The sequence below is a fragment of the Gordonia sp. PDNC005 genome, assembly GCF_016919385.1.
Classification (GTDB): domain Bacteria; phylum Actinomycetota; class Actinomycetes; order Mycobacteriales; family Mycobacteriaceae; genus Gordonia.
In genome coordinates, this window is sequence record NZ_CP070351.1 from 69960 (window position 1) to 87840 (window position 17881).

General features: G+C 66.2%; 20 protein-coding genes and 1 riboswitch. Of the genes, 12 read left to right on the forward strand and 8 right to left on the reverse strand.

From position 1 onward, the window contains the following. The first annotated feature begins 138 nt into the window (after positions 1 to 138). On the forward strand, positions 139 to 1149 hold the full coding sequence (gene fgd, locus JVX90_RS00460; RefSeq protein ID WP_205330552.1) for a glucose-6-phosphate dehydrogenase (coenzyme-F420): 1011 nt from the start codon (positions 139 to 141) through the stop codon (positions 1147 to 1149). Positions 1150 to 1495: 346 nt separating this feature from the next. On the opposite strand, the gene JVX90_RS00465 is transcribed toward fgd, so the two are convergent. Continuing rightward, positions 1496 to 2047, reverse strand: a complete 552-nt coding sequence (locus tag JVX90_RS00465) for a hypothetical protein (RefSeq protein ID WP_205330553.1) — start codon at positions 2045 to 2047, stop codon at positions 1496 to 1498. Positions 2048 to 2320: 273 nt separating this feature from the next. On the opposite strand from JVX90_RS00465, the gene JVX90_RS00470 reads away from it, so the two are divergent. The 5 genes from JVX90_RS00470 (at position 2321) to JVX90_RS00490 (ending at position 7065) form a co-directional block, all read left to right on the forward strand. Further along, the gene (locus JVX90_RS00470) at positions 2321 to 3316 is read left to right on the forward strand and encodes a helix-turn-helix domain-containing protein (protein ID WP_240193984.1); all 996 of its coding nucleotides are present in this window, start codon (positions 2321 to 2323) and stop codon (positions 3314 to 3316) included. Between the two features lie 264 nt (positions 3317 to 3580). Then, positions 3581 to 4336, forward strand: a complete 756-nt coding sequence (locus JVX90_RS00475; RefSeq protein WP_205330554.1) for an SDR family oxidoreductase — start codon at positions 3581 to 3583, stop codon at positions 4334 to 4336. Between the two features lie 29 nt (positions 4337 to 4365). After that, positions 4366 to 4818: a MaoC family dehydratase gene (locus JVX90_RS00480; protein WP_205330555.1), complete on the forward strand. Its 453-nt coding sequence runs from the start codon at positions 4366 to 4368 to the stop codon at positions 4816 to 4818. After that, complete coding sequence (locus tag JVX90_RS00485; RefSeq protein ID WP_205330556.1) at positions 4818 to 5840, forward strand: phosphotransferase family protein; 1023 nt, start codon at positions 4818 to 4820, stop codon at positions 5838 to 5840. The genes JVX90_RS00480 and JVX90_RS00485 overlap by 1 nt, the downstream gene beginning before the upstream one ends. Position 5841: 1 nt before the next feature. Further along, the gene (locus tag JVX90_RS00490) at positions 5842 to 7065 is read left to right on the forward strand and encodes an acyl-CoA dehydrogenase family protein (protein WP_205330557.1); all 1224 of its coding nucleotides are present in this window, start codon (positions 5842 to 5844) and stop codon (positions 7063 to 7065) included. Between the two features lie 257 nt (positions 7066 to 7322). Here the strand turns inward: JVX90_RS00490 and thiD are convergent, their stop codons facing one another. Together thiD and thiC are read right to left on the reverse strand one after the other, a co-directional pair. Next, complete coding sequence (gene thiD / locus JVX90_RS00495) at positions 7323 to 8111, reverse strand: bifunctional hydroxymethylpyrimidine kinase/phosphomethylpyrimidine kinase (RefSeq protein WP_205332199.1); 789 nt, start codon at positions 8109 to 8111, stop codon at positions 7323 to 7325. A gap of 47 nt (positions 8112 to 8158) precedes the next feature. Next, positions 8159 to 9847, reverse strand: a complete 1689-nt coding sequence (gene thiC / locus JVX90_RS00500; RefSeq protein WP_205330558.1) for a phosphomethylpyrimidine synthase ThiC — start codon at positions 9845 to 9847, stop codon at positions 8159 to 8161. Next, positions 9843 to 9952, reverse strand: a riboswitch (TPP riboswitch). It overlaps the preceding gene by 5 nt. 179 nt (positions 9953 to 10131) lie before the next feature. On the opposite strand from thiC, the gene JVX90_RS00505 reads away from it, so the two are divergent. Beyond that, complete coding sequence (locus JVX90_RS00505; RefSeq protein WP_205330559.1) at positions 10132 to 10491, forward strand: GNAT family N-acetyltransferase; 360 nt, start codon at positions 10132 to 10134, stop codon at positions 10489 to 10491. Between the two features lie 41 nt (positions 10492 to 10532). Further along, positions 10533 to 11285, forward strand: coding sequence for a siderophore-interacting protein (locus tag JVX90_RS00510; RefSeq protein WP_205330560.1), 753 nt, complete (start codon positions 10533 to 10535; stop codon positions 11283 to 11285). 322 nt (positions 11286 to 11607) lie between these two features. Here the strand turns inward: JVX90_RS00510 and JVX90_RS00515 are convergent, their stop codons facing one another. The 5 genes from JVX90_RS00515 to JVX90_RS00535 all read right to left on the reverse strand — a co-directional run bounded on the left by JVX90_RS00515 (position 11608) and on the right by JVX90_RS00535 (position 14700). Continuing rightward, entirely contained in the window at positions 11608 to 12390 is a 783-nt protein-coding gene (locus JVX90_RS00515; RefSeq protein ID WP_205330561.1) for an exodeoxyribonuclease III, read from the reverse strand. A gap of 5 nt (positions 12391 to 12395) precedes the next feature. Next, entirely contained in the window at positions 12396 to 12860 is a 465-nt protein-coding gene (locus JVX90_RS00520; RefSeq protein ID WP_205330562.1) for a barstar family protein, read from the reverse strand. Further along, the gene (locus JVX90_RS00525; protein ID WP_205330563.1) at positions 12857 to 13369 is read right to left on the reverse strand and encodes a ribonuclease domain-containing protein; all 513 of its coding nucleotides are present in this window, start codon (positions 13367 to 13369) and stop codon (positions 12857 to 12859) included. Before JVX90_RS00525 ends, JVX90_RS00520 begins: the two co-directional genes overlap by 4 nt. Before the next feature lie 63 nt (positions 13370 to 13432). Continuing rightward, the gene (locus JVX90_RS00530; protein ID WP_205330564.1) at positions 13433 to 14104 is read right to left on the reverse strand and encodes a GCN5 family acetyltransferase; all 672 of its coding nucleotides are present in this window, start codon (positions 14102 to 14104) and stop codon (positions 13433 to 13435) included. Between the two features lie 2 nt (positions 14105 to 14106). Next, entirely contained in the window at positions 14107 to 14700 is a 594-nt protein-coding gene (locus JVX90_RS00535; RefSeq protein ID WP_205330565.1) for a peptide deformylase, read from the reverse strand. Between the two features lie 219 nt (positions 14701 to 14919). On the opposite strand from JVX90_RS00535, the gene JVX90_RS00540 reads away from it, so the two are divergent. From JVX90_RS00540 to JVX90_RS00555, 4 genes are all read left to right on the forward strand, one after another. Next, a complete protein-coding gene (locus JVX90_RS00540; RefSeq protein WP_205330566.1) occupies positions 14920 to 15264 on the forward strand; it encodes a DUF3263 domain-containing protein in 345 nt (114 codons plus the stop codon). A 103-nt stretch (positions 15265 to 15367) separates the two neighbouring features. Further along, positions 15368 to 15880, forward strand: a complete 513-nt coding sequence (locus tag JVX90_RS00545; RefSeq protein ID WP_205330567.1) for a LytR C-terminal domain-containing protein — start codon at positions 15368 to 15370, stop codon at positions 15878 to 15880. A 36-nt stretch (positions 15881 to 15916) separates the two neighbouring features. After that, positions 15917 to 16516 carry a superoxide dismutase family protein gene (locus JVX90_RS00550; protein ID WP_205330568.1) on the forward strand — a complete coding sequence of 200 codons (600 nt, stop codon included), beginning with the start codon at positions 15917 to 15919 and terminating at the stop codon, positions 16514 to 16516. A 21-nt stretch (positions 16517 to 16537) separates the two neighbouring features. Next, positions 16538 to 17671 (forward strand): glutamate--cysteine ligase, encoded by a 1134-nt coding sequence (locus JVX90_RS00555; RefSeq protein ID WP_240193985.1) that lies wholly within the window; start codon positions 16538 to 16540, stop codon positions 17669 to 17671. The last annotated feature ends 210 nt before the right edge of the window (positions 17672 to 17881 follow it).

Below are 17881 nucleotides of genomic sequence, written 5' to 3' on the forward strand. Positions count from 1 at the left end.
CCCCACCGAGGCCCGCTCCGCAGTGCGGGACGAATCCGCGGTCGTCGTATGGTGGATTCGAGTGTGACGGCCCACACGGAACGACGGTGGGCGGCCCGCGCGTGTACTCGACCTCGTCCTCCCCCTCGAAGGAGAAGCATGGCTTCGCTCAAGCTCGGCCTCAAGGCCTCGGCAGAACAGTTCGGTCCCCGCGACCTAGTGGAACTCGGTGTCGCAGCCGAGGAGTTCGGTCTCGACTCGGTGACGGTCAGTGACCACTTCCAGCCATGGCGCCACAACGGCGGTCATGCACCGTTCTCCATCGCATGGATGACTGCGGTCGGTGAGCGCACCGAACGCATCCAGATGGGCACCTCGGTGATGACGCCGACGTTCCGCTACAACCCCGCTGTTGTCGCGCAGGCGTTCGCCACGATGGCCTGCCTGTACCCGGACCGAGTGATGCTCGGCGTCGGCACCGGCGAAGCCCTCAACGAGTACGCCACCGGGTTCCAGGGTGAGTGGCCGGAGTTCAAGGAACGATTCGCCCGCCTGCGCGAGTCGGTCAGACTCATGCGTGAGCTCTGGACGGGCGACCAGGTCGACTTCGAGGGCGACTACTACTCCACCAAGGGCGCGTACATGTACGACATCCCGGAGAAGCCGGTGCCCGTCTACATCGCCGCCGGCGGGCCGGTCGTCGCCCGCTATGCAGGCCGCGCGGGTGACGGATTCATCTGCACCTCGGGCAAGGGCATGGACCTCTACACCGAGAAGCTGATCCCGGCGGTCAAGGAAGGCGCTGCCAAGGCCGAACGAGACGTCGACGCCATCGACAAGATGATCGAGATCAAGATCTCTTACGATCGCGACCCCGCCCGGGCCCTCGAACAGACCCGTTTCTGGGCTCCGCTGTCGTTGACGCCGGAGCAGAAGCACTCGGTGACCAGCTCGGTGGAGATGGAACGTCTTGCTGACGAGCTGCCCATCGAGCAGGTCGCCAAGCGGTGGATCATCGCATCCGACCCGGAGGATGCCGTCGCCCAGATCAAGCAGTACATCGACGCGGGCCTGAACCATCTCGTGTTCCACAACCCCGGTGCCGACCAGCGCCGCTTCCTCGAGGCGTTCACCGAAGACGTCGTCCCGGAGCTCCGCAAGCTCGCCTGACTCGGCTTTCGCGGCAAACGCGGCTCTCGTCGATGTAGATCGACGCTTCAACAACAAACGCGGCCTTCCTGAAGGCCGCGTTTGTCGTTGAGGGTCGCGGCGAGGTTGTCTCGTGCGGTTGCGCTGGGCGTTCTCAAAAGATGCTTGGGACGACGGGAGGTGGCCGGTTCAGCGTGAATCGGCCAGTTCTATCTGGTCATGGCGTCTTTTTGGCCGCTCCCGAAGGGAGCGGCGCGGCGGGGCGTCGTCGCGACCTTCACTGACAAACGCGGCCTTCAGGAAGGCCGCGTTCGTTGACGAAGTGTCGGTCTACGTCGAGGAGTGCAGCGATGCCGTACTCCTCCGCTCAGCTGCATTCCTCTGTGCCCGCGGCGTTGGTCTTGCATGTCACCGTCACCGGCGGTGGCGGATCGTCGGTGACCGTGTCGGTCACGGTAGCGGTGCGGGTACGCGTCACGGTTTCGGTGTCGGTCTGCGTGCGCTCGGCGGTCTCGGTGGCGGTTTGAGTTGAGACGCGCGTCTTCGCGGTGCCCGAGGCGGTTTCCGTCTCGGTGGTGGTCGCGACGCTGGTCACGGTGCGAGTGGGCGCGGGGCTGCCGCTCTTCTGGCCGACGATGAAGAATCCGAGGATCACGATGGCCGCCGCCGCGCAGGCGACGGCGGTGATGATCTGCCAACGGCGCACCACCGTATTGACGGCGTTCTTGTCGGCTGCGGCCGCCGCGGCGGTCTGGCTGCCGTAGAGGTCGGTCGGGACAGGGCCGTAGGGCGTCTGGGCGTACTCGTTCGATTCGACGGGCGAATGCTGGTGGTCAGCGTTCTGGTACGGAGGGAGCGTGCTGTTCGGGTCGCCTGTCGCCGGGTCGTCGGACGACGGCGGGATAGGAGGCTGGGTCAACGGGTGCTCCTCGAACGGGACTGTCCAGCCTGGGCCGGAATCGGGCGTTCGTACACAGTACCGCGGACCGCAATAGATCGATCGATCAAATTTCTTCCTGAAAGTCTGGTGAAAGTTTGCTCGTGGAAGTAACGTTCATCACGGCAACCGCCTCGGCTCCCTCCCAAGCCGACCTTGAAACCCCGATTTTTTGAGGTCATCTCTATGACAACCATGAATATGACGCGTCCTGCTCAGGCTACGGCGCGCCCCCACGCACGAAATCATGACGCGATGACGCTGGGCACTCAGCTCACGCCGCGCACCGTGGCAGCATGGGAAGCGCGACTCGGCATCGAGCGTCAGCGCATGTCCCGCCCGGACCGTTTCATCGGAAGCGCCGGTGTGGCCGAATGGAACGCCGACATCGAGGTGACCTCGCACGATCCCGAGCAGTTCCGTGCGGTCCGCTACTCGCGTGAGCTGTCGATGATGGGCACGTTCTGCGCCCTGCACTCGGCGGTCCGGATGGAGCGTACGGCCGAGAGCATCAAGACCAACCCGTCGGAACTGCTTCTGGTGACCGTCACGTCGATGCGCGGAAAGTCGGTGGTCCGGCAGGCCGGCCAGGAGCATGCGTACGGTGCGGGCGACCTCCTGTTCGTCTCGACGTCCACCCAATTCCAGCTGACGACGGCGGCCGTCTCCGATCCGTCGGGTCTGGTGATCCCCCTCGCGCTGCTCGGCAAGCATCGTTTCGTGGCGGAGCAGCCGCGACGTCCGATCAACAGTCGCACTCCGTTGTCGCGTGCTGCGGCAGGGTTCGTCCGCCGCTTCGCCGCGGACACTGCTGCCTCCGACTTCCCCGCGCCCTCAGGGGACACCGAACTCGCTGCGATCGACCTCGTGACCGCGGCACTGGCCGAGCTCGCGTCGGACGACCGGTACGTCTTGCAGGACGATTCGCTGTTCAATCATCAGGCCGCACTCGACCTGATCGCGCGCCGTCATCGTGATCCCGACTTCACGCCGGACTCGATCGCCGCGGAACTGCACCTGTCGCGGCGTCAGCTGTATCGCCTGTTCGAGAACACTGAGAACTCGCTCGCCACTCGCATCGCCGACTCGCGTATCGAGACCGCCCGCGAGATGCTCATCGCGAACCCCTGGCTGCCGATCGGCAACATCTCCGCCGCCTCCGGTTTCCGCTCGGTCGCGACGTTCCGAAACCGCTTCAAGGCACGGCACGGCGTCGGCCCGGTCGAGTACCGCCAGCGCATCATGTCCTGACTCAACCTCTCGGCTCGGCAGAAGCCCCGCTCGGACGAACATCGTCTGAGCGGGGCTTTCTTGTCGGTTGGGTCGTGACGGGGGCCATCATCGCGGAAGTGGTTGACGGGCATCACAGTGTGCGGCATAGTGGGCGTCACCGTAACTAAGCGCTTGCTTAGCAAGTTGACGGTGAACCGGCGGTGCGTCCGCGGCGAAACGCCTGCGACGCGCCCACACCTGAGGCGACTATGGCAGCGGACCAACTCTTGACAAGGAGATCTCATGACCACCCAGCGCGTAGCGATCGTCACCGGAGCAGCCCGCGGAATCGGGGCCGAAGTGGCTCGCCGCCTGTCGTCTGACGGCCACGCCGTCGCCGTCCTCGATCTCGACGAAGCCGCCTGCCAGAGCGTCGTCGACGGCATCACCGCCGCCGGCGGACGTGCGCTCGCCGTCGGTGCGGACGTCTCCGACGAAGGCGCCGTCAAGGCGGCTGTCGAGCGAGTCGCCGCGGAACTCGGCGCGCCGACCATTCTCGTCAACAACGCCGGAATCATTCGCGACAACCTCATCTTCAAGATGACCCTCTCCGACTGGGACTCGGTCATGGCCGTGCATCTCCGGGGAGCGTTCCTGATGTCCCGCGAGGTGCAGACGTACCAGACCAAGGAGAAGTGGGGCCGCATCGTCAACCTGTCGTCGACGTCGGCGCTGGGCAACCGCGGCCAGGCGAACTACTCCGCGGCCAAGGCCGGCATGCAGGGATTCACGAAGACCCTCGCCCTCGAACTCGGACGCTTCGGTGTCACCGCCAATGCGATCGCCCCCGGATTCATCGCCACCGAGATGACCGCCGCCACGGCTGAGCGCATGGGCGTCACCTTCGACGACTTCAAGACCGCCGCCGCCCGGGAGATCCCGGTCCAGCGTGTCGGCGAGCCCGCCGACATCGCCCACGCTGTCAGCTTCTACGCGAGTGAAGGCGCAGGCTTCGTCTCCGGCCAGGTCCTGTACGTCGCCGGCGGCCCGAAGGACTGAGCGGGTCCAAGGAGGAGGCGGAGAAGACCATGAAGATTCTCAACGGCAAGGACGAACTCGTCGCGGCGGTCGGATCGCACCTCGGGTACTCCGACTGGGTCGAGGTGGACCAGGCGCGCATCGACAAGTTCGCCGAGGCCACCGGTGATCACCAGTGGATCCACGTCGATCCCGAGAGGGCAGCCGAGGGTCCCTTCGGCACGACCATCGCGCACGGGTTCCTCACCCTGTCCCTGATCCCGATGCTCTCCTGGCAGGTGTACAAGGTCGAGGGCACCAAGATGGGCGTCAATTACGGCAGCAACAAGGTTCGCTTCCCGTCCCACGTCCCCGTCGGGTCGCGGCTGCGCGCGGGCGTCGAGATCGCCTCGGTCACCGAGACCCCGGCGGGGCACCAGGTGGTCGCGCGCGTGACCGTCGAGCGCGAGGGCGGCGACAAGCCCGTCTGCGTCGCCGAGACCGTCTCGGTCCTGGTGTTCTGATGTCGGGGGACGTCGACACGCCGGGGCTGGACCTGAAGATCCTCGGCTCCTGGCTGCCGTCGCACGTAGACGGCGCCGGTAGCGACCTGTCGGCCACGCTCATCGCGGGTGGCAAGTCGAATCTCACGTATCGCATCTCAGACGGTGCGTCGACGTGGATTCTGCGGCGACCGCCCGTCGGAAAGCTGCTGGCGACCGCCCACGACATGGGTCGCGAGCATCGGATGATGTCGGCTCTCGCGCCGACGTCGGTGCCGGTTCCGCACATGTACGCGTTCTGTGACGACGTCGACGTGCTAGGCGCACCGTTCTACGTGATGTCCGACGTGAACGGCGTCCCCTACCGCTCGCAGCATGAGCTGCGCGCTCTGGGCGAGGTCCGCACGAAGGCCATCTCCGAGCGACTCGTCGACACGCTCGTCGACCTCCATCACGTCGACCCAGCCGAGGTCGGACTCGCAGATGCCGGACGTCCAGAGGGTTTCCTCGGACGGCAGGTGGAACGGTGGCGCAAGCAGTTCGCCGCCGCACACACCCGTGATCTGCCGACGATGGAAGCGCTCTACGCGCAGCTCGCCGAACGCGTCCCGGCCGACGGCGCACCGGGGATCGTGCACGGCGACTACCGGCTCGACAACGTGCTCGTCGACCCCGACGACCGACCGGCCGCCGTCATCGACTGGGAACTCGCGACGATCGGCGACTCCCTGACCGATCTCGCATTGATGCTGGTCTACGGACGTTTCGCCGCCATCACCCAGGGCGCGGTCAGTGACGTCAACCAAGCTCCCGGATATCTCACCGAAGACGAGGTGATTGCCCGCTACGCCGCGGCGAGCCACCGCGATCTCGGAGATTTCGGCTTCTACCTCGCCCTCGCATGCTTCAAGCTCGCCGGCATCGTCGAGGGCATCTATTACCGGTTCGGTCAAGGGCAGACAGTCGGCGAAGGCTTCGCCGACGTCGGTGCGGGCGTCTTCCCGCTGCTCGACGCCGGACTGGCCGCACTGAAGGAGAACTGAGATGGATTTCGGATTCGACGCGAAGACCGCCGAACTCGTCGAGGGTGTCACAGCGTTCATGGAATCGCATGTGTACCCGGCGGAGAAGGTGTTCCACGATCAGCTGCTCGCCGCGGGTGACGACCGGTGGGCATGGGACTCCATGCCGATCCTGCAGGAACTGCGCGCCGAGGCCCGCAGCCGTGGGTACTGGAACTTCTTCCTGCCCGGAGAGGGCGGCGCCGGCCTGACGAATCTGCAGTACGCGCCGATCGCCGAGATCACCGGGCGCAGCGGTCACCTGGCGCCTGCCGTGTTCAACTGCTCGGCTCCGGACACCGGCAACATGGAGGTGCTGAACGAGTTCGGCACCGACGCGCAGAAGGCCCAGTGGCTCGAGCCGCTGCTGGACGGTCAGATCCGGTCGGCGTTCGCCATGACCGAACCCGACGTCGCGAGCTCGGACGCCACCAACATCGGACTGTCGATCGTGCGGGACGGTGACGAGTACGTCATCAACGGCCGCAAGTGGTGGATCACCGGCGCGATGAACCCCAACGCCAAGATCTTCGTCGTGATGGGCAAAACCGACCCGGACGCCCCGCGCCACGCGCAGCAGTCCCAGGTCCTCGTTCCGCGGGACACTCCCGGGCTCGAAGTGGTCCGTCCGATGGAGGTGTTCGGATACGACGATCACAGCCACGGCGGCCACGCCGAACTGCGGTTCACCGACGTCCGTGTCCCGGTGGAGAACATCATCGCCTCCGAAGGTGCGGGATTCGCGATCGCGCAGGCCCGTCTCGGACCCGGCCGCATCCATCACTGCATGCGTGCGATCGGCCTCGCCGAGCGTGCCATCGAGCTGATGTGCGACCGCGCGTCGAACCGCGTCGCATTCGGTCGTCCGCTCGCCGAGCAGGGCGTGATCCGCGACTGGATCGCCGAGTCGCGGGTCCGCGTCGAGCAACTGCGGCTGCTGGTCCTCAAGACTGCGTGGCTGATGGACACGGTCGGCAACAAGGGTGCGCACACGGAGATCCAGGCGATCAAGATCGCCACTCCGCGCACCGTCCAGTGGATTCTCGACAAGGCGATCCAGACGCACGGCGCAGGTGGCCTGTCGCAGGACTTCCCGCTCGCGGAGTCGTACGCGGCGATCCGCACCCTCCGCTTCGCGGACGGCCCGGACGAGGTTCACAAGAACTCCCTCGCCAAGAACGAGATCCGTCGCCAGCAGAACCGCTGATCGTCCTGCTTCTCGCGCGACGGTCGAGCCCACCGCTCCTTGAGCGAGCTTGCGAGTCGAAAGGCGTCCTGGTTGTTGATGCTGGCCTTTCGACTCGCTCCGCTCGCTCAAGGAACAGTGGAGAGCCGCTCGCTCAAGGAACAGTGGAGAGCCGCTCGCTCAAGGAACAGTGGAGAGCCGCTCGCTCAAGGAACAGCGGACAGTCGCGTGCTCAAGGAACAGCGGACAGTCGCTTGGGCACGGGGGCGGCGAGTCGGTCAGCCGACGCGCCAGAGGGGATTGACGGGGCCGTGGCCTGCGCCGAGCGGGTATGCGGACTCCAGGCCGCGCGTCACCCAGCCCTTTGCGAACGCCACCGCGTCGGGCACCGAGTACTCGTGGGCCAGCGCGCTACAGATCGCGGCCGCGAGGGTGTCACCTGCTCCGTGATCGTGCGCCGTGTCGATTCGAGGTCCGTCGATCTCGATGTAGTCGTCACCGTCGAACAGCAGGTCGGGGCTGCGGTCACTGCCGCGAAGGTGCCCGCCCTTCACCAACGCCCACCGTGCGCCACGATCTCGCAGCGCTCGTGCGGCCGCTCGTTGAGTGTCGGCGTCGACGACGTCGATACCGGTGATGAGCCGAACCTCGTCGAGGTTCGGCGTCACGATGTCGGCCAGTGGGAACATGCGTCCCACCAGGGTGTCGAGGGCATCGGCCGCAAGCAGGGGGTCGCCGTGCATCGACGCGCACACCGGGTCGACCACCAGCGGCACCCCTCCGCCGCCGATGCCGACCTCGGTGCACGCGTCGGCGATCGCCGAGATGATCTCGGCGGTCGCCAGCATCCCCGTCTTCACGGCCATCAGCCCGATGTCGGAGGTGACCGTCCGGATCTGCGCGGCCACCACATCGGGGTCGATCGTCTGCACACCGCTGACCCCGAGACTGTTCTGGACGGTCACCGCGGTCACGGCGACACAGCCGTGGAGCCCGAGGAGCGCGAACGTCCGAAGGTCGGCCTGGATTCCGGCGCCGCCGCCGGAGTCGGACCCGGCGATCGTCATGACGCGGACCGGCGTATCGCCGGGGACAGCGGTGGGCAGCAGATCAGTCACGGTGCGGCGACCTCTTCCTTCGAGACCCCGTCATTCGAAACCTCGGTCAGCGGCAGGTACACCTGGTTGCCCGCGGCCGCGAACTCCTTGGACTTCGCGGCCATCTCCTGAGCGATCTTCCGATCGATGTCGTCCGCGGTGACGAGGTTGTTCTCCTCGGCGTAGGCGCGGACGTCGGCCGAGATCCGCATGGAGCAGAACTTGGGGCCGCACATCGAGCAGAAGTGTGCAGTCTTCGCCGGTTCGGCGGGCATCGTCTCGTCGTGGTACTCGCGGGCAGTGTCGGGATCGAGCGCAAGATTGAACTGGTCGGTCCAGCGGAACTCGAATCGCGCCTTCGAGAGGGCGTCGTCCCGCTCCTGTGCCCGTGGATGCGCCTTCGCCAGATCGGCGGCGTGTGCGGCGATCTTGTAGGTGATGACGCCGACTTTCACGTCGTCTCTGTTCGGCAGTCCGAGGTGTTCCTTCGGGGTGACGTAGCAGAGCATCGCGGTACCGGCCTGCGCGATCATCGCGGCGCCGATCGCCGACGTGATGTGGTCGTACGCGGGTGCGATGTCGGTGGCGAGCGGACCGAGCGTATAGAACGGCGCCTCCTCGCACCACTCCTCTTCCAGGCGGACGTTCTCGGCGATCTTGTGCATCGGTACGTGGCCCGGGCCCTCGATCATCACCTGGACGCCGTGGCCCTTGGCGATCTTCGTCAGTTCGCCGAGGGTGCGGAGCTCCGCGAACTGGGCCTCGTCGTTGGCGTCGGCGATCGACCCGGGGCGTAGGCCGTCACCCAGCGAGAACGTGATGTCGTAGCGTGCCAGGATCTCGCACAGTTCGTCGAAGTGGGTGTACAGGAACGATTCGGTGTGGTGAGCCAGGCACCACGCCGCCATGATCGATCCGCCGCGCGAGACGATGCCCGTGACACGCTTCGCGGTCAGCGGCACGTAGCGCAGGAGGACTCCCGCGTGCACTGTCATGTAATCGACGCCCTGCTCGGCCTGCTCGATGACCGTGTCGCGGTAGATCTCCCAGGTGAGCTTGGTCGGATCGCCGTTGACCTTCTCCAGGGCCTGGTAGATCGGCACGGTGCCGACGGGAACGGGGGAGTTCCGCATGATCCACTCGCGGGTCACGTGGATGTCCTTGCCCGTTGAGAGATCCATGATGGTGTCGGCGCCCCAGCGGGTGGCCCACACCATCTTCTCGACTTCCTCCGCGATCGACGACGTGACCGCCGAGTTGCCGATGTTGGCGTTGACCTTCACTGCGAAGGCCTTGCCGATGATCATCGGTTCGCACTCCGGGTGCTTGCGGTTCGCCGGGATCACCGCGCGGCCGATCGCGACTTCGCTGCGTACCAGTTCGACGTCGACGCCCTCGCGGGCGGCGATGTAGCGCATCTCCGGGGTAATCACGCCCGCCCGAGCCCATGCGAGCTGGGTGGCGACACCGTCGACGGGGGCGGGACTGGTCCAGGTGTCGCGGGTTCTCTCCAGACCGGCCTCGACGTCGATCACAACGGTCGAATCGGTGTACGGACCCGAGGTGTCGTACAGGTCGAGGTGCTCGCCGTTGGTCAGGTGCACGCGGCGCTGCGGAACACGCAGTTCGTCGACGTGCAGGTATTCCTTGGTGCTGCCCTGGATCGGGCCTGTGGTGACGCTGTCTGCAGACATGGGTGTGCCCATGACTTCTCCTCCCTACGCCGGCATTACCCGGACAGGTTCGAGCGGTCGACGACCGCCAGTCGCCATCTCAGCCCTCGGATCGTGAGAGCCCCCGCGTGTGTAGTTGTGTGTGCTCGCCGTTGTTCGCCGGAGCGAAGAGGGGCACGTTGGTCAGCGTACGTCATGGCGCTGAGCTCCGGGCAGAGCCCGGGCTGACGCTTAAACGTGATGCAGATGTGACTGATGTGACTTGCGACACATGGTTACGCGACCGTAAGGTTGTGACTGTCATCACAGGAGGTGTCATGCATCTGAGGAACCGTCTCGGGAACCATCGTCATCACCCGCCGCATCGTTCGGCGCGGTCGTTGCTGCAGCAGATATCGGAAGTCGTCCACAATCCCGACCGTGAGCGGTTCGAACTCTGGGTGGCAGGCGATCTCGTTGGGGTCCTCGGTTATCGCATCGACGCTGGGGAACAGACGGCCACCATCCTGCACACCGTGCTGTACGACGAATACTCCGGACACGGTCTGGCCACCCGCCTCACCGGCAATGCCATGGAGTACATGCGAGACCAGGGTCTGCGTGTCCGGCCGTTGTGCACGTTCACCAAGCGATACGTCGACGAGCATCCCGGCGTAGTTGCTCTCGCTCCCGCCTGAGGGGTCGGTTAGGCTTACCTCATCTAAGGAGGTGGGCCTGTATGAGCGAGAAGAAGCAGCCGTCGCGCGGTTGGCAAGGCGCGATCATGAAGGCGTTCCGCGCGGACGACTTCGTCTTGACCGTGACCGGCGTGGAGACGGTCACCGAGCACTACGTGCGGCTCGGATTCACCGGAGGCGGCCTGCTGGCCGAGATCCCCGTGCACCCGACCATGTGGGTTCGTGGATGGTTCCCGTCCGACGGCGCCCTTCACCAGCGTGGATACACGCTTGTGGATCCGGACCCGGCGACCGACACGTTCCATCTCGAGTTCACCCTCCATGACGGACCGGCCGCTCGGTGGGCGCAGAACGCCGAGGTCGGCGACCAGCTGTCCGTCTCCGTGATGGTCAGCAAGTTCGACATGCCCGACCCGGCTCCCACTCAATGGTTGCTCGCCGGCGACACCGCCTCGCTTGCCGCCGTCAACTCCCTGCTCGACGCGTTCACTGCGACCGGGACCGGCGTTGCTGCCACTCTCTGGTTCGAGTACACCCACGACGACGACCGTGACCTGCCGCTGCGTGCCCGTTCACAGGACACCGTTCACTGGGTCCGCCGCGAGCGCGACGGGCAGGGACTCCTCGAGGCCGTCAAGACTGCGGCGTTCGACGCGTCGGGCGCGCACGCGTGGGTGGCGCTCGACGCCGCGAGCACCCGTGCTGTCACCGCGGCGTTCCGCGCGGACTTCAAGCTCGGGCGCGGCGGCGTGAAGTCGCGTGCGTACTGGCGCGTCGGGAAGCCGTTCGCCTGATCGCTCCCACTGCTCGTTGAGAAGCCGTGCGCAATGCGCTTAGCGAGTTTCGCATCTCCTGCTTCGTGCGTGAATTTCGCTCCTCTTGCTCCTTGAGCGGTTTCGCTCCTACTGCTCCTTGAGCGATCTCGTTCTTACTGCTCCTTGAGCGAGCTTGCGAGTCGAAAGGTTTGCGGGTCAACACCTTTCGACTCGCTCCGCTCGCTCAAGGAGCAGTACGGCGAGCTCGTTGTAAGGAGCAGTGGGGCGAGCTTGTTGCGGGGAGCAGTGGGGCGGGCTCGTTCCGCTAGGCGGCGAGCTTCCGAAGGGGAGGGGCGGGAAGTCAGGAGAGGTCGAGGACGACCGGTGCGTGATCGCTGGCGCCTTTGGCGGCGCGAGCGGCGGTGTCGATGAAGGCGTCGTGGACGCGGTCGTTCAACGCAGGAGAGCATAGAGCGAAGTCGATCCGCATGCCTTCGTTCTTTTGATGCCTGCCCGCGGTGTAGTCCCAAAACGTGTAGGTGTTGGGGCCCGGCGTGAACGGTGCCGCGCTGTCGGCGTACCCGGCGTCGACAAACGCGCGGAATGCGCCACGCTCGGCGTCCGACGTGTGCGTTCGTTCGGCGAAGTAGTCGACGTCCCAGACGTCGTCGTCGGTCGGCGCAACGTTCCAGTCGCCTGCGAGCGCGATCTGGGCGGCCGGGTCGTGTGTCAGTTCCAACTGCATCACTCCGGCGAGAGTGTTGAGCCAGTCGAGTTTGTACGCGAGATGCGGATCGCCCGGTGCCCGTCCGTTGGGGACGTACAAGCTCCACACGCGGACGTCTCCGCACATCGCCGACATCGCTCGGGCCTCGCGGACACCGTTGTACTCCGGCTCACCGTCGAAGCCGAGGTGAACATCCTGCAGGCCGACACGGGATGCGATGGCGACACCGTTGTAGCCGCCGCTTCCGTGGAACGCGACGTCGTAGCCGTGGGCGATGAAGCTCATCACCGGGAACTGATCGTCGGAGCACTTCGTCTCCTGGATGGCGAGGACATCCACGGCGTGCCTGGTCATCCACGCGACGACATCCTCTGACCGGGCGCGGATCGAGTTCACATTCCAGGTGGCCAACCGCATGACGTTCAGTCTCTCCCGGAGACGGCCACGATGGAAACCCCTGTCCCGGACCACCTGTCGCGGACGGTGTCGGGAGCGTCGGAGACGAGCAGGACCGCGAACGACCGCCCGTGGGCGCGGTGGTGCTCGTGCCAGAACTCGACCGACTCGGCGAACCACTCGAGGGCGTCCGCCTCGGCCGCCAGCAAGCGATCCCCGTGGCCGACAACGGTCAGGTAGCCGGTGGAGGCAGTGCCTTCTGGGGTGCGCAGGTCAATGGGGAGATCGCGCATGCAGTCATCGAGGGCGTCCCGGTTGAAGCCGAAGTGATCAGGGAAGTCCCAGGCAAGTGCAAAGGCGTCGAGCAGGTCGTCGACGGTGCTGATGTCGGTGGCGTCGACTCGTCGCGCGACGACCCCGGTGCCGAAGAGTGAGGGCACGGCCGGCGTGACGCCCACGACGCCGGTGCGGACGAACTCGTCGATGCTCATGCGGACGGGCCTCGGATCTTGGTGAACGTCTCGTAGTGATCGAGCGTGTAGTAGGCCGAGCCGTCGCTTCCGGTCACGATGCGTTCGGCGTCGCGGCCACGACCGCGCTGCTTCGGATTGACGTCCCACTCGCGGTACGTGATCCGCTTGCCTTTCAACGTTTTCGACGGCAGACGGCGCTCGTTGTTGCGGAACACGTCTCCGCCATGGGTGCCGGGAGCGTTCGCCGCTGCGGGCCAGTCGCCGGCATCGACGTATTGCAGGGTCTGCTGCACGCGTGCGGGTGTGTCCGACGGCCCCGGCTTCTCGGTGCGCGAGCGGTCGGCCGGACTGGCTTTGCTGCCGTCGACGATGCTCATCGACGATGATGCAGGAGTCGCCTCGTCGGTGGAGCTGCGGCCGTCGATCCACCAGGTCAGCGCAACGACGGCCAGCAGTACCAGTACGCCTAGCGCGGATGCGGCCATGCGTCGACGGGAGTGTTCGGGGGTGTCAGTGGGGGAGGACATCATCGTCCACGGTAGCGGCTCGTCCGGATGCTGCCGCATCGGGCGGCGTCACCGTCTCGGTGCTCACACCGAGTGGATGTGCGCGGTGTGGTGGAGCACCAGTCCAGCGCGCCGAGCGGCCTCTCGTGCGGTTCGATCGCCGGTCGCGAGGGTCGTCGCCCATCGGTCGGGGGCGAACTCGATGGCGTCGACTGTCGGCGCCATGTCGGCGACGAGTACCTCGACGTCGAATCCGGCGTCGACAACGGGGATCGATCCGGACCGCACTAGACGATCCGGCAGAAGTGCGCGAGGCTGCCGACCCCGGTCGGCGTACCAGGATCGGACCTCCGGCAGTGCAACCGACGACGCGGTGACTCCGACCGGAACCGCCAGGTCGCCGCGGAGGCCGACACCGCCCGCTTGTAGCGACCAGCCGTCGATCTCGATGTGATCACCACCCGCCGCGGCACACAACGCACGCTCGACATCGCGGATCTCCGAATTGCGGACCACTCTCCGCGACAGTGTTCGGACGGCGGTGATCGCGGCTCGTGGGATCGTGTGCTCCACGTCGTCGCGCCGCACGACGAAGCGATCCGCGTCGGCGGCGACGAGCACGCCGGTCACATCCGACAACGTCGGGCTGTGCGGCAGAGCTGGATTCGGACTGTCCCGCCAATCGGCGGGTGTTTCGTGCGTGAGCCGGTAGCGGACGACAACCCGGTCGCCGACGACCGGGTCGGGAGTGCTCACGCTCAGTCGTCGTCGTGTCCGAATGGATCGCGGACCTCGCCGGGGGTCCAGGTGAGCCCTGGTACGCCCCATCCGTTGCGCTTGATCGCCTTCTTCGCGGCGCGCGCGTTACGTCCGACGAGGACATCGACGTACAGGTAGCCGTCGAGATGGCCGGTCTCGTGTTGCAGCATGCGCGCGAAGAACCCGGTGCCCTCGATCTCGACGCGCTCCCCGGCGCGGTCGGTGCCGACGACCTTCGCCCAGTCCGCGCGCCCGGTCGGGAAGCCCTCGCCGGGCACCGACAGGCAGCCCTCGTCGTTGTCGTCGGGGTCGGGCATCGTCTCCGGGATCTCCGACGTCTCGAGCACCGGGTTGATCACCTCGCCGCGGCGTCGTACGCCGCCGTCAGGGCAGTCGTAGACGAACATCCGCAGGTCGCGGCCGACCTGATTCGCGGCAAGACCGACGCCGTTCGCGGCGTCCATGGTCTCGTACATGTCGTCGAGAAGGGTGATGATCTCCGCTGACGGGACGCCCTTGTCGTCGAGCTCGACGGGAGTCGTCGGCGCGTGCAGAACCGGTTCGCCGACGATGCAGATCGGAAGAATTGCCATGGCTGAACACTTTACCGGCGCAACGTGTCGTCGTCGCCGGTGCGTGTCGTCGTGAGGTGACACGTCTCCAGTGGTTAGACTCATCGGCGAAACCACACGCGTGTGATTCCTCCTCGAGCCCGGCGGCTCGGGCGGGCGGGGACTTTGCGCGAGCGGAAGCACTTTCGGCAGTGGACACTCGGCGACATGCATTTCGACGGCATTCGGTAAGGGAGCGAGATGGACGGCGCAACCGCGCGAACCCCCAAGGACGACGACTCGGTCGCCGCTGCGCAGAACACTCTGCCCGCCGACCCGCACGAGGTAGCGGCCGACGGGCTCACCCGGCGCGAACACGACATCCTGGCGTTCGAACGCCAGTGGTGGAAGTACGCGGGATCGAAGGAAGAGGCCGTCAAGGAACTCTTCAGCCTGTCCGCAACCCGCTACTACCAGATCCTGAATGCGCTGGTCGATCGGCCGGAGGCGCTCGCAGTCGACCCGATGCTCGTCAAGCGGCTGCGCCGCCTGCGTGCATCGCGACAGAAGGCGCGCGCCGCCCGCCGTCTCGGCTTCGACATCTGAGGCGAGTCGAAAGGTCTCGCCGCGCCGTGCGCCGACCACCGCGCGGGATTCTCCAGACACGCCCTAGACGTACTACGCGACGTCGTGAGCTAAAGTTGCCGTGATGAAAGCTGACCGAGAAACCAACCGGCTTCCGCTCCGAGCGGGAGCGATGCTCCTGCTTGCGATCGCCGTGGTCTGCATCGGCCTCGGATGGCACAGCGCGGCCACGAGCGGTGACGACGGCAAAGCCGATCTCGCGGACACTCAAACCAGCGCGTCCGCAGGCCAGACGCCTCCGGCTTCGACTTCGAAGAAGGAGTCCACGTCGGCTGCACCCAGCACGGTGACAGACGCTGCCGACGTCGGGACGATGTGTGTCCTCAACGCGGGCACTCAGACCGGTCTCGCCGGCGAGGTGTCGGATGCGCTGAAGGCTGCGGGCTTCACGGTCAGCGAGGCCGCGAACCTCTCCACCGCCAGCATCAGCGAGAACACGATCTTCTACGGCGCGGGCAAGGAATCGGCGGCCAAGAAGGTCGCGGAATCCGTGCCGGGCGGCGCCGACGTGACCGAGCGCCCCGCAGCGTTCACCAAATGCCCCGGCGAACTCGCCGTCGTGGTCGTGACCAAATGACCTCAGCCCTCTCCATCACGCGATCTAAGGAGCGTCATGTTCGCCCGTAACCTCACCGGAATCTCGACCACCCGAGTCCTGGCAGTGGTCGCTGCGGCCGGTGCCGCAGGAGCCGTCCTCGCGGGCTGCTCGCCGGACGAGCACCCCTCCGACGTCCCCGGCACCCGGCCGGCAGTGATCACCGGCGACCAGGTTCAGCCGGGCGACGACGTCAACGCAGGCGTTCAGCGTTCCAACAGCGACGCGGCGACCGTCACGATCGTCAACATCGCGGGCAACAACGTCGGTTCGGCGACCTTCACCACAGAAGACGACGCCGTGACGTTCAACATCCGCCTGTCGGGTCTGGAGGCGGGCGAGCACGGTGTCCACATCCACTCTGTCGGCAAGTGCGAAGCCTCCACGAAGTTCGCCTCGGCGGGCGACCACCTCCAGGTGGGCGGCCACACCGGCAAGCCGGAGAGCGGGGACCTCGGTTCGATCACGGTTCTGAAGAACGGAACCGGAACCCTCAGCAAGTCGACCGATGCGTTCAAGGTCAACGACATCCGCGGAAAGGCGATCGTCGTTCACAAGGTCGGCGACTCGGACGGCACCCAGCGTGAAGCGTGTGGTGTCATCGCAGGCCGCGCCTAACAGGGTTCAGAGGTCGCGGCAGTGGGGGTCCCGATCACACCGATTCCGTTCGTCGGTTCGCCAGAGCCGACACTGGGCGTGGAATGGGAGCTCGCGCTCGTCGACCGAGACACCCGTGACCTGACGAACGCGGCACCAGACCTCTTCGAGTTGATCGCCGCACGTGGTGTCGACCGGGCCGGGCGGATCCACAAGGAACTGCTCAGTAACACGGTTGAGCTGGTGACCGGGATCTGCCACACGGTCGATGAGGCGATGACCGATCTCGGCGCGACCCTCGAGGTGGTCCGCGGGCTGACCGACGAGATCGGCGTCGACTTGTACGGCGCGGGTACCCACCCGTTCGCGGAGTGGTCGGCTCAGCAGCTCACCGAGGGACCGCGCTACGCAGAACTGATCTCCCGCACGCAGTGGTGGGGTCGGCAGATGTTGATCTGGGGCGTCCACGTGCACGTCGGGATCAGCCACCGCGACAAGGTGCTGCCGGTCCTGTCGTCGCTGCTCAAGTACTATCCGCATCTCTTGGCGCTGTCGGCGTCGTCGCCGATGTGGGGCGGTCATGAGACTGGTTACGCGAGCAACCGCGCCATGATGTTCCAGCAACTCCCTACAGCGGGACTGCCGTTCCAGTTCGAGAAGTGGGCGGAGTTCGAGGCGTTCGCCGCCGACCAGATGACCACGGGGATCATCGACCACCTGAACGAGATCCGGTGGGACATCCGCCCGTCGCCTCACCTGGGGACCATCGAAGTCCGTGTGTGCGACGGCGTGTCGAACAGGCAGGAACTCGCGGGACTCGTCGCGCTGATCCACTGCCTGATCGTCGACCTGGACCGCCGCCTCACCGCAGGCGAGACTCTCCCTCAGATGGCGCCGTGGCTGGTGCAGGAGAACAAGTGGCGTGCGGCGCGATACGGCATCGACGCGATCATCATCGAAGACTCCGACTGCGCAGAGCGCCTCGTGACCGAGGATCTCGCCGAACTGCTCGTGCGACTCGAGCCGGTCGCCGCGTCCCTCGGGTGTTCAGCCGAGCTGGCGTCTGTCGCCGACATCGTGGCCCGCGGTGTCAGCTACAACCGCCAGCACGAGGTGTTCGCACGTACCGGCTCGTTGCGTGACGTGGTGTCGTCCGTCGTCGCCGAACTCGACTGATCCTCCACTGCTCCCTGACGCCTCCTTGCACTTCAAGTGAGCGCACTCCACACTGTTCCTTGAGCGAACGCACCCCTACTGCTCCTTGAGCGAACGCACCCCTACTGCTCCTTGAGCGAACGGAGTGAGTCGAAAGGTATGCGCGCGCTTCGACTCAGTTCGTTCGCTCAACGAGCAGGGGGCTCCGTTCGCAGGGGCGCGGCCGCGGCG

Bases quoted from the DNA above. Each gene is read 5' to 3' on its own strand.
- fgd (WP_205330552.1), top strand. From the start codon at position 139: ATGGCTTCGCTCAAGCTCGGCCTCAAGGCCTCGGCAGAACAGTTCGGT.
- JVX90_RS00470 (WP_240193984.1), top strand. From the start codon at position 2,321: ATGACGCTGGGCACTCAGCTCACGCCGCGCACCGTGGCAGCATGGGAA.
- JVX90_RS00475 (WP_205330554.1), top strand. From the start codon at position 3,581: ATGACCACCCAGCGCGTAGCGATCGTCACCGGAGCAGCCCGCGGAATC.
- JVX90_RS00480 (WP_205330555.1), top strand. From the start codon at position 4,366: ATGAAGATTCTCAACGGCAAGGACGAACTCGTCGCGGCGGTCGGATCG.
- JVX90_RS00485 (WP_205330556.1), top strand. From the start codon at position 4,818: ATGTCGGGGGACGTCGACACGCCGGGGCTGGACCTGAAGATCCTCGGC.
- JVX90_RS00490 (WP_205330557.1), top strand. From the start codon at position 5,842: ATGGATTTCGGATTCGACGCGAAGACCGCCGAACTCGTCGAGGGTGTC.
- thiD (WP_205332199.1), bottom strand. From the start codon at position 8,111: ATGACGATCGCCGGGTCCGACTCCGGCGGCGGCGCCGGAATCCAGGCC.
- thiC (WP_205330558.1), bottom strand. From the start codon at position 9,847: ATGGGCACACCCATGTCTGCAGACAGCGTCACCACAGGCCCGATCCAG.
- JVX90_RS00505 (WP_205330559.1), top strand. From the start codon at position 10,132: ATGCATCTGAGGAACCGTCTCGGGAACCATCGTCATCACCCGCCGCAT.
- JVX90_RS00510 (WP_205330560.1), top strand. From the start codon at position 10,533: ATGAGCGAGAAGAAGCAGCCGTCGCGCGGTTGGCAAGGCGCGATCATG.
- JVX90_RS00515 (WP_205330561.1), bottom strand. From the start codon at position 12,390: ATGCGGTTGGCCACCTGGAATGTGAACTCGATCCGCGCCCGGTCAGAG.
- JVX90_RS00520 (WP_205330562.1), bottom strand. From the start codon at position 12,860: ATGAGCATCGACGAGTTCGTCCGCACCGGCGTCGTGGGCGTCACGCCG.
- JVX90_RS00525 (WP_205330563.1), bottom strand. From the start codon at position 13,369: ATGTCCTCCCCCACTGACACCCCCGAACACTCCCGTCGACGCATGGCC.
- JVX90_RS00535 (WP_205330565.1), bottom strand. From the start codon at position 14,700: ATGGCAATTCTTCCGATCTGCATCGTCGGCGAACCGGTTCTGCACGCG.
- JVX90_RS00540 (WP_205330566.1), top strand. From the start codon at position 14,920: ATGGACGGCGCAACCGCGCGAACCCCCAAGGACGACGACTCGGTCGCC.
- JVX90_RS00545 (WP_205330567.1), top strand. From the start codon at position 15,368: ATGAAAGCTGACCGAGAAACCAACCGGCTTCCGCTCCGAGCGGGAGCG.
- JVX90_RS00550 (WP_205330568.1), top strand. From the start codon at position 15,917: ATGTTCGCCCGTAACCTCACCGGAATCTCGACCACCCGAGTCCTGGCA.